We start from the raw sequence: 14,462 nt of genomic DNA on the forward strand, positions 1-14,462 counted from the left end.
CTGCCCATACCAGCGGAGAGCTTGACCGATTTAGTTAGCGTCCTAACTAACGGCCCTCATGGCCGATCGGCAAACCCTGGAACGCGCGCTTGCGACGCGAATGAACCCCGTGTCGCGGGCGTGGCAGCGGCTCGCCGATGCGGCGCTGGCCTCGCTCGACATCTCCAGCTCGACGGGCTGGGCGCTGGTCTACCTCCAGCGGCTGGGCGAAGACACTCGACAGGCGGACCTCGCCCGCGCGGTCGGCGTTACCGAAGCCTCGCTGGTCCGCACGCTGCACGCGCTGGAGGATGCCGGGCTGGTCGAGCGCGTCGCCGATGCCCGCGACCGTCGCGCCAACACGCTACGACTGACAAAATCTGGCGTTTCGCTTGCGTCACGGATCGACACGCGGCTCGCTGCGTTGCGCAGCGAGTTGCTCGATGGGGTGAGCGACGAAGCGCTGGAGACGACCTTGGCGGTACTCGATCATCTGGCCGCGCGCCTTGCCGAACGGCGGCCGCAGTCATGACCGATCGCTGGGGCATCGACGCCGCCGTCTTCTCTCTGAAATCCTATGTGGCGGGTATGCTCGCCATCTATCTGGCGCTGTCGATCGGGCTTGACCGACCCTATTGGTCGTTCCTCACCGCCTATATCGTCGCGCAGCCGCTCGCGGGCGCGGTGCTTTCCAAGGCGCTGTTCCGGATCATCGGCACGATCGTCGGCGCGGCCGCGGCCGTGGCGATGGTGCCGCCGCTGATCAACACGCCCGAACTGCTGGTGCTCGCCATTTCGGGCTGGTTGGCACTCTGCGTGTTCGTCTCGCTGCTCGACCGGACGCCGCGCTCCTACATGTTCGTGCTGGCAGGCTATTCCGCGGTGCTGATCGTGCTGCCGAGCGTCGACGCGCCGGGCACCATCTTCACCGTCGCCAGTTTGCGCGTACAAGAGATCACGCTCGGCATCCTCTGCGGCAGCCTGGTGCACGGCGTGGTGTTCCCGCGCTCGGTAGCTGCCTTTCTTCTCGCTCGGGTGTCGACCATCCTCAAGGATGCCGAACGCTGGTCACACGACTCGATCGCGTTGGAGCCGGTAGCCGGGGTCGATGCCGAACGCCGCCGCCTCGCCGCAGACATCACCGAGCTCCACCAGCTCTCGATCCATCTGCCGTACGAGACCGCACGTACCGCGCCGCGCGTGCGCACCGTACGCGCGCTGCAGGATCAGCTGTCGCTGCTGATGCCGCTGGGCGCGGCGGTGGACGATCGCACGGTGCAGCTGCTCGCCCATGGCGGGCTGCCGCAGGACGTGGCCGCGCTGCTCGTCGACACGCAGCAATGGCTCAAGACGCTCGACCGCGACCGAGACGAACGCGCTGCCGACGCCGCGATCCTGGAGGCGCGCTGTGCCGCGCTCGAACCCGACGTCCATCCGGGCAGCACTTGGCACGACCTGCTGGTCCTCAGCCTGCTCTCGCGCCTTTCGGCGTTGATTGCCGCGCATCGCGACTGCCGCGAGCTTGCCGAGCAGCTCGCCACCCTCGATCGCCGCCCGGTTAGCCCCCGCGTCGCCGAGCTGCTCGAAGGCCGTCGCGGCCGCGAGTTGCATATCGACTGGATCGCCGCGGCGCGCGGCGCGCTCGGCGCGTTCCTCACGCTGGCCGTGGGCTCGGCGATCTGGATCGCAAGCGGCTGGTCGGACGGGTCAACCGCGGTGATGCTGGCGGGCGTGTTCCTCGCGCTGTTTGCCGCCGCCCCCGATCCGCTGCTGCCGCTGCGCTCCTTCTTCTGGGGCACGCTGGTCGCCACGGTCCTGGGCGCGATTTATGGCTATGCGATCATGCCGCGGCTCGACGGCTTCGTGCAGCTCGCCGCCGCGATGGCGCCGCCGCTGCTGATCCTTGGCGCGATGATGCATTCGCCCAAGTGGATGGGCCTGGCATTGCCGACCCTGCTCGGCCTTGGCAGCCCTCTGCTCATTTCGGCGAGATACACCAGCGCCTTTGCCAGCTTCGTCAACGGCGCGATCGCACAGCTGATGGGGGTCGCCTTCGCAATCCTGATGGCGCGGCTGCTGCAATCGGCGGGCATCGAACAGGCGATCCGACGGACGCTGCGCGCCGGCTGGGCCGATATCGCCGACCGCAGCAACCTGATGACGCCCCCCGACATCCGCGGCTGGATCAACCGCATGCTCGATCGCATCGCCCTGCTCGCGCCGCGATTGGCGCTGAGCGGCCGCTCGCCCGGCAAGCCGCTCTATGATGCGCTGCGCGACCTGCGCACCGGTGTGGCGATTGCGGAATTGCGCGCGCTGCGCCTCGAACTACCCCCCGAACGCTCGGCGCCGCTTACCGACGTCCTCCGCGACGTCGGCGACTATTACCGCCGTCTGGAACCCGAAGTGGAAAAGCCCGAGGACCCTGGCTTGCTCGCCCATATCGATACCGCGCTTCACGCCATTGCGCAGGATAGCGACGCCGCGGTCCGCCGCACTGCCGCCCTCGGGCTGCTGGCGCTGCGCCGCAACCTCTTCCCCAATGCCGACCCCGCTCCCGAGGCACGGCTGTGACCGGCGAAATCTCCATTGACGGCGTGTTCGTGCCGACGCTGCTGCTGCTCGGCATCCTCGCCATGCTGCTGACGATGGTGCTTGCCCGGCTGTTCAACGCCTTCGGCCTGTACCGCTTCGTCGCCTATAGGGCGCTGGTCGATCTGTGCCTGTTCATCCTCCTGCTCGGCCTGCTCGCCTGGGCCACCCCCTCGATCGGATTTCACCCATGAAACGCTACCTCCCCGCCCTCGGCCGCAGCGCTGCGACGATCCTGATCGTCGTCGCCGCCGCTTTCGTCGCCTTGTGGTTGTGGCAGCATTATGCGCGCAGCCCCTGGACGCGCGACGGGCGCGTGCGGGCCGACGTGGTGCGGGTGACACCCGACATCGCCGGGCTGGTGACCGCGGTGGCGGTGCACGACAATCAGCAGGTCAAGGCGGGCGACCTGCTCTTCGTGATCGACCAGCCGCGCTACTCGCTCGCGCTCGCCCAGGCCCGCGCCAGCGTGGAGAGCGCCCGCGCGACGCTCAACCAGGCACAGCGCGAGGCGCGCCGCGACCTCGCGCTCGGCAACCTCGTCGCCGCGGAGACGCACGAGCAGAATGTCGCCCGCGTCGCCACCGCTCAGGCCGCGCTCGCGCAAGCGCTGACCTCGGTGCAAAGCGCCGAGCTCAACGTCTCGCGCACCCAGGTGAAGGCGTCGGTCAACGGCACGGTGACCAACCTCGATCTCCACCCCGGCGACTATGTCGCGGCGGGCCAGCAGGCGATGGCGCTGGTCGATGCCGACAGCCTGCGCGTCGAAGGCTATTTCGAGGAAACCAAGCTTCCGAGCATCCGCATCGGCGCACCGGTGACGGTGGAGCTGATGGGCGAGCCGCGGCTGCTCCACGGCGTCGTCGAGAGCATCGCCGCCGGGATCAACGACACCACGCGCAGCAATTCGGGCAACCTGCTGCCCAGCGTCGATCCGACCTTCACCTGGGTCCGCCTCGCCCAGCGCATCCCGGTGCGGGTGAAGCTCACCCAGCTGCCGACCGACATCCGCCTGATCGCCGGCCGCACCGCGACGGTGACGATCCAGCCGGCTGCAGCCGCGCAGCCCGTGCAGGCGAGGCCGACGCCGACTCCCTCCGCTACCCCGCAGGCCAAGTGACCATGCGCCGCCTCCCTTTGCTCGCCGCGCTCGCGCTGGTCGCCGGCTGCACCCGCGCCGGGCCGGATTATCACCCGCCGGTCGCCGGACCGGCCAACGATCCCTCTGCCACCGGCAAGTTCCTCTCTGCGCAGGACAAGGCGTTCGCCGACGAACCGCTGCCCGAGCATTGGTGGCGCCTCTACGCCGATCCTCGGCTCGACGCGCTGGTCGAGCAGGCGCTCGCCGCCAATACCGACCTGCGCGCCGCCGACGCCAATCTCCGTCGTGCCGAAGCGGTGGTCCGCCAGACCGAGGCCTCGCGCCAGCTGACCACCGACCTCTCCGGCGGCACCACGCTTGCCCGTCCCTCCGGCACCGGCACAACCTTGCCCGGCACGCTTGGCTATAATCTCGGCATCGCGGTTGGTTACCCGCTCGACGTGCGCGGAAAGATAGCGCGCGCGATCGAGGCGAGCCTTGCCGATCGTGATGCGGTCGCCGCGGCGCGCGATGCGGTGCGGATCAGCGTCGCGGCTGCGACTGCCCGTGCCTATGCCGATGTCTGCGCGGCCAATTTCCGGCTGGCCGCCACCCAGCGCATCGTTGCCCTCCAGCGTCAGACCTTCGGCGCGACCCAGCGGCTGCAGCGCGCAGGCCGCGGCACCGCCTTCGACGTAACCCGCGCGCAGGCGGCGGTGCAAACCAGCGAAGCCAATCTGCCGATCTTCGCCGCCCAGCGCCGCGCTGGGCTCTACACGCTCGCCGCGCTGCTCGGACGTCCAGCCGCCGATTATCCGCGCGATGTGGAAAGCTGCGCCGCACTCCCTGCCCTGCCCCGGCCGATGCCGGTCGGTGACGGAGCAGCGATGCTCCGCCGCCGTCCCGACATCCGCCAGGCCGAACGCGTGATCGCCGGCGACACCGCTCGCATTGGCGTCGCCACCGCCGACCTCTACCCGCAGATAAACCTTGCCGGCTCGGCCGGGCTGAGCGGCCTGGTCAATCGCGCCGGCGGCCCCACTTCCTTCGGGTTCAGCCTCGGCCCGCTGATCAGCTGGAGCTTCCCCAACCGCCCCGCCGTCCGCGCGCGGATCGATGCGGCGGGCGCGCAGGTCGATGCCGACATCGCCCGCTTCGACTCCACCGTGCTCAGCGCGCTGCGCGACACGGAGACGGCGCTGGAGACCTATGCCCGCGACCGCGATCAGGCGGAGGCGCTCCGCCAGGCGCGCAACAGCGCGGCGACGGCCGCGGACCAGGCTGGCCGGCTGTTCCGCTTCGGCCGCAGCGACTTCCTCGCGCTGCTCCAGGCACAAAGCAGCCTCGCCCAGGCCGAGGCGAGCTATGCCACGGCGCAGGCAAAACTGCCCGACGACCAGATCGCAATCTTCCTCGCACTTGGCGGCGGCTGGGAATAAGAGCGGCGCCATGACCTTCACCGATATCGCGAGCCGGACCTACAACCATAATTTCCGGCTCGACCCGATCGTCCGCAGTCTGCTCGACACCGATTTCTACAAGCTGCTGATGCTGCAGATGATCCGGCGCCTCCACCCCGAGACGCAGGTCACTTTCTCGCTGATCAACCGCACCAAGTCGGTGCGGCTGGCCGAGGTGATCGACGAGGCCGAACTGCGCGCGCAGCTCGATCATGCGCGCACGCTGCGCTTCGCCAAGAAGGAGCTGATCTGGCTGGCCGGCAACAGCTTCTACGGCAAGACCCAGATGTTCGCGCCGGACTTCATCGCCTGGCTCGCTGAGTTCCAGCTACCGGAATATGAACTGGAGCGGCGCGAGGGCCAGTTCGTGCTCCATTTCCACGGACCCTGGACCCATACCACCATGTGGGAGATCCCGGCGCTGACCATCGTCAACGAACTCCGCTCGCGCGCGGCGATGCGCGGCCGCGACAGGTTCGCGCTCGACGTGCTCTACGCCCGCGCCAAGGCCAAATTGTGGGACAAGGTCGAGCGGCTGCGCGCCCTTCCCGACCTCGTGCTGTCGGACTTCGGCACCCGCCGCCGCCACGGCTTCCTGTGGCAGCGCTGGTGCGTCGAGGCGCTCAAGGAAGGGCTCGGCCACCGCTTCATCGGCACCTCCAACGTGCTGCTGGCGATGGACGCGGACCTCGAGGCGATCGGCACCAATGCGCACGAGCTGCCGATGGTCGAGGCCGCGCTGTCCCCCGATGACGCCAGCCTCGCCGACGCACCCTATCGCGTGCTCGAACAATGGCGCGCGCATTATGGCGGCAACCTGCTGATCGCGCTGCCCGATGCGTTCGGTACTACCTCGTTCCTCGCCCGCGCGCCCGATTGGGTCGGCGATTGGACCGGCTTTCGTCCGGACAGCGCGCCGCCGATCCCGGGTGGCGAGCAGATCATCCGCTGGTGGCAGGAACATGGCCGCGATCCGCGCGAGAAGTTGCTGATCTTTTCCGACGGCATGGACGTGGAGTCGATCGAGGCGACCTATCGTCACTTCAACGGGCGGGTGCGGATGAGCTTCGGCTGGGGCACCAACCTCACCAACGATTTCCGCGGCTGCGACCCCGAGGGCGAAGCCGGCCTGGAACCGATCTCATTGGTCTGCAAGGTGGTGGCGGCAAACGGCCGCCCGGCGGTCAAGCTCTCGGACAACCCGGCCAAGGCAACCGGCGACCCCGCCGAGATCGAACGCTACCTGAGGGTGTTCGGCAGCGCGGGACGTACCGAGCAGCTGGTCCAGGTCTAGCCGCGCCAGTCCACAGAATTACCATAGGGGTGGCACGTCGCCAGCACGCGGCGTTCCTCCCCGCCCGGGAACCAGCTGAGCGACAGCCGCACTTCGCTGCGCGTCTCGGTCCATTCGAAGCCGACCCAGGCGAGCGGCCGCTCGGGCGTGGCATATTGCCCGGCATCCCGGATCATCGCGACCACCGCGGCACGGTCGCGCGGCGGCAGGTACTGCAGCACCATCGAGTGCATGACGACGCGGCAGACCCCCGCCGCCTGCGGCTCGGCCAGCTGACGCGCAAGCCATTCGGTCGCGTCGCCCTTCTCGATCTCGGGCGGGTGGCGGCGCGCCATGCCGAGCGCCTCTTCCAACCGGTGCAGCCGCAGCGGCTGGTCGGCGAAGATATAGGCCATCAGCCGCTCGCAGGTCGCCGGGTCGGCGGCGCTGAGCGGGTTGAGGTCGACGCCGCGTGCCGAAACGACCTCCAGCGGCGCAGGTTGCGGCGCGGGACCGTGCCAGTCGGGTGCGACCTGCACGGGCGAATGGCGGTCCCCGGCGAGCGCGCCGCCGAGATCGAAGCCATAGCGGCCGAGATTGAGGTTGAGGCCGCAGCTCGAACCGATTTCCAGGATCTCGAACGGCAAGCCGAAGCGATGGCGGACCTGCATCAGCGCGGCAACGATCGCGCCGGAACGGCCGACTTCGTTGGTCTGCGGCGTGCGGCGCAGGAATCCGGCGATCAGATCGTCCTCATGCGCCAGCGCCTCGCCGATCGCGCCGTCGAAATCATCGTGCTCGTGACGGTAGAGTGCGGCCAGCGCGGGCGGATTTCCGCGTCGGGCGAGAAAGTGGAGCGCGGCGTTGAAGCGCATCGCGAGTGCCGCCGAGGCGGGATCGCCTTCCCAATGCGTGATCAGGGCTTGGCTGTGGGGGCCGCGGTCCAGCTGGCGCAGGCCTGCCGCCAGCACTTCGCCGATGAAGGGCGAGCCAAGCTCGATGGCGACCCGCGCCATGCGCACGATCTCCGCAATACCCGTCCGGGGAGCGATCATGTTCATTACCATTTTCCCGGGCAGAAGCCGCGTCGGATCTTGTCGCCGGGGGCCGTCCGATTCGCAACCGGATCGAACGGCCATACCCGGGCCTTTAGCTGCTTCCGACGATCAGAAGCTCTGCCAGTCGTCGTCCGCGCCGTTGCTGCGGACGAGCGCCGAGACGGCGGCCGCGGGCAGCGGCTTGACGCTGCCGCCGTTGAACCGGCCGGGAGAAACGCGCGAGCTTGCCATCTGCGTGGCCGCGCCATTGCCCACCTTGAAGCGGCTGGCCTGCTCGGAAAGCACGCTGACTTCGCTCGCCAGATTGCGCGCGGCGGCCGAGGTTTCCTCCACCATCGCGGCGTTCTGCTGCGTCGACTGGTCCATTTCGCCCAGCGCGGCGCTGATCTCGGTGACCGCACTCGACTGCGCATGGTTGTCCGACGCCATGTTGCCGAGCAGCTGGTGGACTTCGCCCACGCCGCTGGAGATGTCGGCCAGCGCACCGTCGACGCGCTGCACGGCCTGCACCGCGGTGACGATGTCGCTCTGCGTCGCAGTCAGCTGGTCGCGGGCGCGGCCGGCTTCTTCTTCCGCACGCATCGCCAGCGCCGAAACAAGGTCGGCGACGACCGCGAAGCCGCGGCCTGCTTCACCCGCGCGACCGGCTTCGACGGCGGCGTTCATCGCGAGAACGCGAGTCTGGAACGCGATCTTGTCGAGGCCTTCGATCACGCTGTCGATGCCCTTGGCGCTGTCCGACACGCGGGTCATCGCCTGCACTGCCTCGTCGGCGGTGCTGCGGCCGTTGTCGACCGTAGACATGGTGCCGTCGGCGCGCTCCACCGTGCGACCGGCGGCGGCGGCAGTGGCCTTGAGGCGCTGGTCCATCTGGGTGACGGCGGCGGCCGTCTCTTCCAGGCTGGCGGCGTTGGCTTCGGTGCGGCGGGCGAGATCCTCGCTGGCCTGGGCGATCTCGTTCGAGCCGGTGCGGATCGACGCGGTCGCCTCGATCACCGACGCGATCAGCTCGCGGAGGCTCGACAGGGCGTTGTTGAAGTTGGTCTTCACCACGCTGTATTCGCCGGGGAACTCGATGTTGATTTGCGCGGTCAGGTTGCCCTGCGCCAGTTCGGCGAGGTGCGACGAGACAGTCTCGACGACCATCTTCTGTGTCGCCTCGGCCTTGGCGCTGGCGGCGTCCGACGCTTCCTTGGCGAGCGCGGCGTCGCGGAACACGAGCACCGCACGGGCCATGTCGCCCAGTTCGTCGCCACGCGCGGTCGCGGGCACTTCCACATGGTTCCGGCCGGCGGCAAGATCCGCCATGGTGCGGGTCAGCTGGCTGATCGGGCGGGCGATGATGCTGCTGAGCGTGACCGCGAGACCGATGGCGATGCCGATCAGCGCGATCGCGCCGATGATCAGTACGGTGGTCGCGGTGCTGATGGCGCCTTCCTGGCGCGCACCGTTCTTCTCGATCGCTTCGGCCTGAGCGTCCTTGATCGAGCGCAGCGGCAGCACCGCGGCCGAGACCAGCACGGCCTTGCCGGCGCCGCGAACTTCAGCCTGAGCTTCTTCGCGCTTGCCGGCCTTCACTTCGGCGATGAGGCGGTCGCCCCACTTCTCGCGCCACGACAGCGTCTCTGCGCGCGACTTGCGCAGCGCGTCGAGCAACGCCGGATCGGTGAGCAGCTTCTCGAGCTCGGCCGACGTCTCGTCATATTCGCTGCGACCTTCGTCGTACGACTTCAGATAGGTGGGATCGGCGGTGACGAGAAAGCCGCGCAGCTGGCTGTTCTGGCGCAGCAGCGCCGTTTCCAGCGTCAGCGTCTTCGAATGGATCTGCTGGCTGAGATTGTTCTGGTCGGTGACCGAACGGATCATCGAGATGTTCATGAAGAACACGATCATCACGATCGCTGCCGATGCGCAGATCAGCAGGAACGAAAGTGCGAGCTTCCTCGGAATTTTCATCGATGCAATCATTTCTGGTCTTTCCGATAGTTTTTGGCGCGCCCGAACATGCTGATGTCGATCGCGGCCTGCGCTAGGGCCGAGCCGATCGCCGAAATGGAGAGAACGGGCGTGGTCACGCGCAGTCGGCGCCTGGCGCCAACGCCGGGCAGCCCGCGGCCGCATAGGCGACCGAGGTACCAGCAATGGCTAGAAACCGAACCTGCACGCGCATTCCCAACCCCGTTCCCGGTCTGTGGTTTATCGCATTATAGGAACGATCTCTTACCGATCGGTCACCGGGCGCATAAACAATGCCCCGTAGAAGCGCGTAAGGCACTCCGGAGAAATTCGGATCCAGCGTGCAGAGGCCGCTTACCGGGTCGGATGCTCCGGATAGGCCGGGATCGCGCAGCGGTGTCTACGTTATAGTACGGAGTCCCGCAGATTGCGTGCAGGCCCGTGGATAGTTGGGACAGGCAAGGCGGCGGACGCGCGACGTCGCTGCGCCCGGCCGCACGCCACAGTTGGCGTTACTTGCGCTCCTTGCGACCACCCTTCCAGTAGAGCAGCCCCGCTACGATCGCGGCAGAGCCGACGCCGATCGCGGCGCCCATGCCGATCTGACGCGAGCTGGGCGTGCGGCGCTTGGCCGCCTCGGCCATTTCCTTGGCGACGGCGAGCGCCTCCCCTTCCCCGGCGTGCGGCGCTTCGGCCTTGGGATAGGGCGACTGCGATTCGGCGGGCACAGGCGGTTTCTTGCTCATCATCTTCCTTCGACACACGCGGTCATCAACCGCCTTCTTCATGCGGCGGTTCCGCCCCGGCTTGCAAGGCGCAACCGCACTCCGCCATAGCGGTCTGCGATGAACCCGATCTATTCCTCGATGGGCACCACCATCTTCGAAGCGATGTCCGCCCGCGCCCGCGCGAACGGCGCGATCAACCTCGGCCAGGGCTTTGCGGACGGCCGCGGGCCAGAGGCGGTGCTCGAGGCCGCCGCCCGTGCGGTGCTGGAGAAGTCCAACCAATATCCGCCGATGGCGGGGCTGCCCGAACTGCGCCAGGCGGTGGCGGATCACTATGCCCGCCACCAGGCACTCAACCTCGCCGTCGAGGAAGTGATCGTCACCTCGGGAGCGACCGAGGCGCTGGCCGCGGCACTCTTCGCGCTGATCGAGCCCGGCGACGAGGTGCTCTGCTTCCAGCCGCTCTACGACGCCTATGTACCGCTGATCCGCCGCGCCGGCGGCGTACCGCGCTTCGTCCGCCTCAGCCCGCCCGAATGGCGGATCGAGCGCGCGGCGCTGGAGGCTGCGGTGACGCCAAAAACCCGGCTCATCCTGATAAACAACCCGCTCAATCCGGCGGCAACGATGACCAGCGCCGAGGATCTGGCGATGCTCGCCGACTTCTGCGTCGCGCACGATCTCACCGCGATCTGCGACGAGGTGTGGGAGCATGTCACCTTCGACGGCGGCCGCCACCTGCCGCTGATCGGCTTCCCCGGCATGCGCGAGAGGACGGTGAAGATCGGCAGCGCGGGCAAGATCTTCGCGCTGACCGGCTTCAAGGTCGGCTGGATGTGCGCCGCCCCGCCGCTCGCCCGGGTGCTGGCGAAGGCGCACCAGTTCCTCACCTTCACCACCCCGCCCAACCTGCAATGGGCAGTGGCCGAGGGTCTGGCGACGCAGGACGGCTGGGTACAGGACGCCCGCCATCGCTTCCAGGCCGGGCGCGATCGGCTGGCTAGCGGCCTGCGCAACGCCGGCTTCGCGGTGCTGCCGAGTGCCGCCACCTATTTCCTCTCGGTCGACCTCACCGCCTCCGGACTTGCGATGGACGACGTCACCTTCAGCGAACGCCTGGTCGACGAGGCCAAGGTCGCGACGATCCCGGTCTCGGCCTTCTACGCCGAGGACCCGGTGACCAATGTCGTCCGCTTCTGCTTCGTCAAGGAAGATGCGGTGCTGGACGAGGCACTCGCGCAGGTGAAGGCATGGCGCACGGCACTCGGCTGAAGCCTCAGATCCGGTCGAGCACGCCGCGCTCGGTGATATAGCCCGTCACCAGCCGCGCCGGGGTAACGTCGAAGGCGGGGTTGAGCGCCGGGGAGTCGGTGACGCGGATCGTCGCGATCCGGCCCGCCTCGTCCGGCCCGGTCAGCCGCGTCACTTCCTCGGGCGAGCGCGCCTCGATCGGGATGTCGGCACCGCTGGCGGTCGCCGGGTCGAAGGTCGTGTAGGGCAGCGCGACGTAGAAGGGCACGCCATTGTCGTGCGCGGCGAGCGCCTTTAGATAGGTGCCGATCTTGTTGCAAACGTCGCCATTGGCCGTCACCCGGTCGGTGCCGACAATTACCGCATCAACCTGCCCCTGCATCATCAGCAGCCCGCCGGCATTGTCCGCGACCACCGTGTGCGGCACGCCGTGGTTGCGCAGCTCGAAGGCGGTGAGCAGCGCCCCCTGGTTGCGCGGACGGGTCTCGTCTACCCAGACATGCACCGGGATGCTAGCATCGTGCGCGAGATAGATCGGCGCCGTCGCGGTGCCATAGTCCACCGTCGCCAACCACCCGGCGTTGCAATGGGTGAGGATGTTGAGCGGCCGATCCGGGTGCTGGGCGTGGAGGTCGCGGAGCAGGTCCAGCCCATGCTCGCCGATCGCGCGGCAGAGCTCCGCATCCTCGTCGCAGATCGCGTCGGCACGCGCATATGCGGCGGCGGCGCGTTCGGCCTGCGGCAATCCCTGCACCTCCGCCCGCACCTGGTCGAGCGCCCAGCGCAAGTTGATCGCGGTGGGCCGCGTCTCGACCAGGGTCGCATAGGCGGCATCGAGCCCGGGGTCGCTGGCATCCACCGCGAGCGCCATGGCGAGCCCATAGGCCGCAGTCGCGCCGATCATCGGCGCGCCGCGTGTCCACATCTCGCGGATCGCCACGGCGGCGGCATCGAGGTCGCGCAGCTCGACCCAGCGAATTTCCCAGGGGAGCTGCCGCTGGTCGAGAATACGAACGCCCTTCCCGTCCGCGGTGCGCGCGATCGAGCGGGTGTGCTTGCCTTCGAGGATCACAGGCGAATCTCCGCGAGCGAGTGAATGTCGGCAGGGCCGCCGGCGCGATCGATCAGCAGCGCGCCGAGGCCTGCCGCACGCGCCGCATCGACCTCGGGCTGCATGTCCGAGACAAACAGGATTTCCTTTGGTTCAAAGCCAATTGCGGCCGCAATCTTGGCATAGCTCTCAACCTCGCGCTTGGGCCCGGTGCTGGTGTCGAAATAGCCGGAGAGCATCGGCGTGAGATCACCGGCGATCGAATGGCCGAAGATCAGCTTTTGCGCCGCGATCGACCCCGAGGAGTAGATGTAGATCGCCACTCCGGCGGTGTACCAGCGGTGCAGCGCCTCGGGCGTGTCCGGATAAACATGTCCCTGGAGCGTGCCATCGGCATAGCCTTGCGCCCAGATCAGCCCCTGGAGCGTCTTGAGCGGCGTGGCCTTGCGATCCTCGGCAATCCACTCGAGCAGGGTCGCCACCTTATCCTCGCCCGGCACCTCGGCGAGGATGGAAGCAACATCTTCAGAATGCGCCTCGACATAGGCCGCCAAATGCCTGGCAGCGTAGGGAAAAAGCACGTCCGCCACGAAGGCGATACTGCTCGTGGTCCCCTCGATGTCGAGCAGGACGGCCTTGGTCTGGGTCATGGAGGTACTCGCTGCGCCGCGGGTCAGGCGGCGATGGGCTCGTGGCGCGGGAAACGGTCGGCGATCGCGTCACCGGTGAAGTGGGCGATCCAGCCATCCGCATTGGTGAACAGCCGGATCGCGGTGAAGCGCGGGCTTGGCCCCATGTCGAACCAGTGCGCCGTCCCCGCGGGGACCGAGATCAGGTCGCCCTCCGTGCAGAGAACCGCATAGACCCGATCGTTCAGATGGAGTGTGAAGAGCCCCTCACCTTCCACGAAGAAGCGCACTTCGTCCTCGGCGTGGCGATGCTCGGACAGGAACTTCGTGCGAAGCGTATCCTTTTCGGGATGGTCGGGCACCATCCGGATCACGTCGACCGAGCGATAGCCCTGCTCGCCCTTGAGTCGCTCGACCTCGGGCGCAAAAGCGGCGAGCACCGCGTTCTGGTCGGCATCGGCCGCGATCGCACGCGACGGCCAGCGCTCGAAGCGCACGCCGCGGATCGCCAGTTCCTCGGCGATGGTCATCGGATCCTGCGTGTCGAGCAGCGGCGCTGCATCACTTTCGGAAAAGATACGAAGTCGGCTCATCGTGCCCATGCCCGTCTGAAGCTGGCCTCGGCGAGCTCGGCGGCGATCATCCATTCGGTCGCCTCCAGCACGCGTTCGGCCTCGTCCACGTCCTTGCCCCAGGCATAGAGCCCATGGCTGCGAATGAGATACGCCGGAATGGCGCCGGGCGCCAGCAGCGCCGGGCGGATCGCCGCCTCGATCACCGCCATGTCCTGGCTGTTCTCCACGATCGGCAGCTGCACCTCGGCCTCGTGGGTGGTGTGCCCGGGATAGGCCTTGAGCATCTCGTGCCCCGCAAGGACGACAGCATCGGCATCGGTCGCGCGGCTAAGCCCCACTGCTTGCGGCGAATGGCCGTGCAGCACCGCGCCCGCTTCTGGAAACAGCCGGTAGATCGCCAGATGCAGCTCGGTTTCGGCCGAGGGCTTGCCGCTCGTGAGCGGCTGGCCCTCCAGGTCCACGCGCATGAGGCCGTCGCTGGTCAGCCGCCCCTTGTGGCGGCCGGAGACGGTCAGCGCGATGCTGCCGTCGTCGAGCCGGGCCGAGTAGTTGCCCGAGGTCGCCGGTGCCCAGCCGCGCGCGTCCAGCCGCTTGCCGGCCTCGATCAGCGCAGCGACGGCCTGTTCATAGGACATGGTCATGCCGCGCCTCTAGCGCTTCGCAGCCGCCGCGCGACACAGAATTTTTGACTTTGCGAACAGATCAACGATGCCAGTGCGATGCGGTGCGATTCGGCCAAAGCTGGACGACTGCCGTGTCAAAACGGCATGACACCTCGGTGAACCGGGCAGCAGGTGCGCCGAAACGCGCCACTAACGGGCATTACCGG

Annotated in this window: 14 protein-coding genes; 7 read left to right on the top strand and 7 right to left on the bottom strand. The window is 68.0% G+C overall.

Features of this window, described 5'->3' with window-relative positions; genetic code table 11:
* Positions 1-58 precede the first annotated feature (58 nt).
* Genes ABIC35_RS05855 through pncB form a run of 6 tightly spaced genes read left to right on the top strand, consistent with a single transcriptional unit; the run spans position 59 to position 6,406 of the window.
* The gene (locus tag ABIC35_RS05855) at positions 59-511 is read left to right on the top strand and encodes a MarR family transcriptional regulator (protein WP_354278343.1); all 453 of its coding nucleotides are present in this window, start codon (positions 59-61) and stop codon (positions 509-511) included.
* Positions 508-2,553: an FUSC family protein gene (locus ABIC35_RS05860; protein WP_121077480.1), complete on the top strand. Its 2,046-nt coding sequence runs from the start codon at positions 508-510 to the stop codon at positions 2,551-2,553. Before ABIC35_RS05855 ends, ABIC35_RS05860 begins: the two co-directional genes overlap by 4 nt.
* Positions 2,550-2,765, top strand: coding sequence for a DUF1656 domain-containing protein (locus ABIC35_RS05865; RefSeq protein WP_121077482.1), 216 nt, complete (start codon positions 2,550-2,552; stop codon positions 2,763-2,765). Before ABIC35_RS05860 ends, ABIC35_RS05865 begins: the two co-directional genes overlap by 4 nt.
* Positions 2,762-3,691: an efflux RND transporter periplasmic adaptor subunit gene (locus tag ABIC35_RS05870; protein ID WP_121077484.1), complete on the top strand. Its 930-nt coding sequence runs from the start codon at positions 2,762-2,764 to the stop codon at positions 3,689-3,691. The genes ABIC35_RS05865 and ABIC35_RS05870 overlap by 4 nt, the downstream gene beginning before the upstream one ends.
* A gap of 2 nt (positions 3,692-3,693) precedes the next feature.
* Positions 3,694-5,091: an efflux transporter outer membrane subunit gene (locus ABIC35_RS05875; RefSeq protein WP_121077486.1), complete on the top strand. Its 1,398-nt coding sequence runs from the start codon at positions 3,694-3,696 to the stop codon at positions 5,089-5,091.
* Between the two features lie 10 nt (positions 5,092-5,101).
* Complete coding sequence (gene pncB / locus ABIC35_RS05880; protein ID WP_121077488.1) at positions 5,102-6,406, top strand: nicotinate phosphoribosyltransferase; 1,305 nt, start codon at positions 5,102-5,104, stop codon at positions 6,404-6,406.
* Here the strand turns inward: pncB and ABIC35_RS05885 are convergent.
* From ABIC35_RS05885 to ABIC35_RS05895, 3 genes are all read right to left on the bottom strand, one after another.
* Entirely contained in the window at positions 6,403-7,446 is a 1,044-nt protein-coding gene (locus tag ABIC35_RS05885; RefSeq protein ID WP_354278344.1) for a DUF2332 domain-containing protein, read from the bottom strand. The two genes, pncB and ABIC35_RS05885, sit on opposite strands and share 4 nt — an antisense overlap.
* A 105-nt stretch (positions 7,447-7,551) precedes the next feature.
* Positions 7,552-9,399, bottom strand: a complete 1,848-nt coding sequence (locus ABIC35_RS05890; RefSeq protein WP_436286772.1) for a methyl-accepting chemotaxis protein — start codon at positions 9,397-9,399, stop codon at positions 7,552-7,554.
* A 512-nt stretch (positions 9,400-9,911) separates the two neighbouring features.
* The gene (locus ABIC35_RS05895; protein ID WP_121079433.1) at positions 9,912-10,145 is read right to left on the bottom strand and encodes a hypothetical protein; all 234 of its coding nucleotides are present in this window, start codon (positions 10,143-10,145) and stop codon (positions 9,912-9,914) included.
* A gap of 99 nt (positions 10,146-10,244) precedes the next feature.
* On the opposite strand from ABIC35_RS05895, the gene ABIC35_RS05900 reads away from it, so the two are divergent.
* On the top strand, positions 10,245-11,399 hold the full coding sequence (locus ABIC35_RS05900) for an aminotransferase (protein ID WP_121077492.1): 1,155 nt from the start codon (positions 10,245-10,247) through the stop codon (positions 11,397-11,399).
* A 4-nt stretch (positions 11,400-11,403) separates the two neighbouring features.
* On the opposite strand, the gene mtnA is transcribed toward ABIC35_RS05900, so the two are convergent.
* The 4 genes from mtnA to ABIC35_RS05920 are packed head-to-tail and all read right to left on the bottom strand — an operon-like array spanning position 11,404 to position 14,274.
* Entirely contained in the window at positions 11,404-12,450 is a 1,047-nt protein-coding gene (gene mtnA, locus ABIC35_RS05905) for an S-methyl-5-thioribose-1-phosphate isomerase (protein ID WP_121077494.1), read from the bottom strand.
* Positions 12,447-13,079: an acireductone synthase gene (gene mtnC / locus ABIC35_RS05910; RefSeq protein ID WP_121077497.1), complete on the bottom strand. Its 633-nt coding sequence runs from the start codon at positions 13,077-13,079 to the stop codon at positions 12,447-12,449. Before mtnC ends, mtnA begins: the two co-directional genes overlap by 4 nt.
* Before the next feature lie 23 nt (positions 13,080-13,102).
* A complete protein-coding gene (locus tag ABIC35_RS05915; RefSeq protein WP_220667354.1) occupies positions 13,103-13,660 on the bottom strand; it encodes a cupin domain-containing protein in 558 nt (185 codons plus the stop codon).
* Positions 13,648-14,274, bottom strand: a complete 627-nt coding sequence (locus tag ABIC35_RS05920; protein ID WP_121077499.1) for a methylthioribulose 1-phosphate dehydratase — start codon at positions 14,272-14,274, stop codon at positions 13,648-13,650. The genes ABIC35_RS05915 and ABIC35_RS05920 overlap by 13 nt, the downstream gene beginning before the upstream one ends.
* Between the last annotated feature and the right edge of the window lie 188 nt (positions 14,275-14,462).

Source organism: Sphingomonas trueperi, assembly GCF_040545965.1.
In the GTDB taxonomy this organism is placed as follows: Bacteria; Pseudomonadota; Alphaproteobacteria; order Sphingomonadales; family Sphingomonadaceae; genus Sphingomonas; species Sphingomonas trueperi_C.

What these genes read in the sequence shown, in the direction of transcription:
- ABIC35_RS05855 (WP_354278343.1), top strand. Translation starts at nt 59, where the DNA reads ATGGCCGATCGGCAAACCCTGGAACGCGCGCTTGCGACGCGAATGAAC.
- ABIC35_RS05860 (WP_121077480.1), top strand. Translation starts at nt 508, where the DNA reads ATGACCGATCGCTGGGGCATCGACGCCGCCGTCTTCTCTCTGAAATCC.
- ABIC35_RS05870 (WP_121077484.1), top strand. Translation starts at nt 2,762, where the DNA reads ATGAAACGCTACCTCCCCGCCCTCGGCCGCAGCGCTGCGACGATCCTG.
- ABIC35_RS05875 (WP_121077486.1), top strand. Translation starts at nt 3,694, where the DNA reads ATGCGCCGCCTCCCTTTGCTCGCCGCGCTCGCGCTGGTCGCCGGCTGC.
- pncB (WP_121077488.1), top strand. Translation starts at nt 5,102, where the DNA reads ATGACCTTCACCGATATCGCGAGCCGGACCTACAACCATAATTTCCGG.
- ABIC35_RS05885 (WP_354278344.1), bottom strand. Translation starts at nt 7,446, where the DNA reads ATGAACATGATCGCTCCCCGGACGGGTATTGCGGAGATCGTGCGCATG.
- ABIC35_RS05890 (WP_436286772.1), bottom strand. Translation starts at nt 9,399, where the DNA reads ATGAAAATTCCGAGGAAGCTCGCACTTTCGTTCCTGCTGATCTGCGCA.
- ABIC35_RS05895 (WP_121079433.1), bottom strand. Translation starts at nt 10,145, where the DNA reads ATGAGCAAGAAACCGCCTGTGCCCGCCGAATCGCAGTCGCCCTATCCC.
- ABIC35_RS05900 (WP_121077492.1), top strand. Translation starts at nt 10,245, where the DNA reads ATGAACCCGATCTATTCCTCGATGGGCACCACCATCTTCGAAGCGATG.
- mtnC (WP_121077497.1), bottom strand. Translation starts at nt 13,079, where the DNA reads ATGACCCAGACCAAGGCCGTCCTGCTCGACATCGAGGGGACCACGAGC.
- ABIC35_RS05915 (WP_220667354.1), bottom strand. Translation starts at nt 13,660, where the DNA reads ATGGGCACGATGAGCCGACTTCGTATCTTTTCCGAAAGTGATGCAGCG.
- ABIC35_RS05920 (WP_121077499.1), bottom strand. Translation starts at nt 14,274, where the DNA reads ATGACCATGTCCTATGAACAGGCCGTCGCTGCGCTGATCGAGGCCGGC.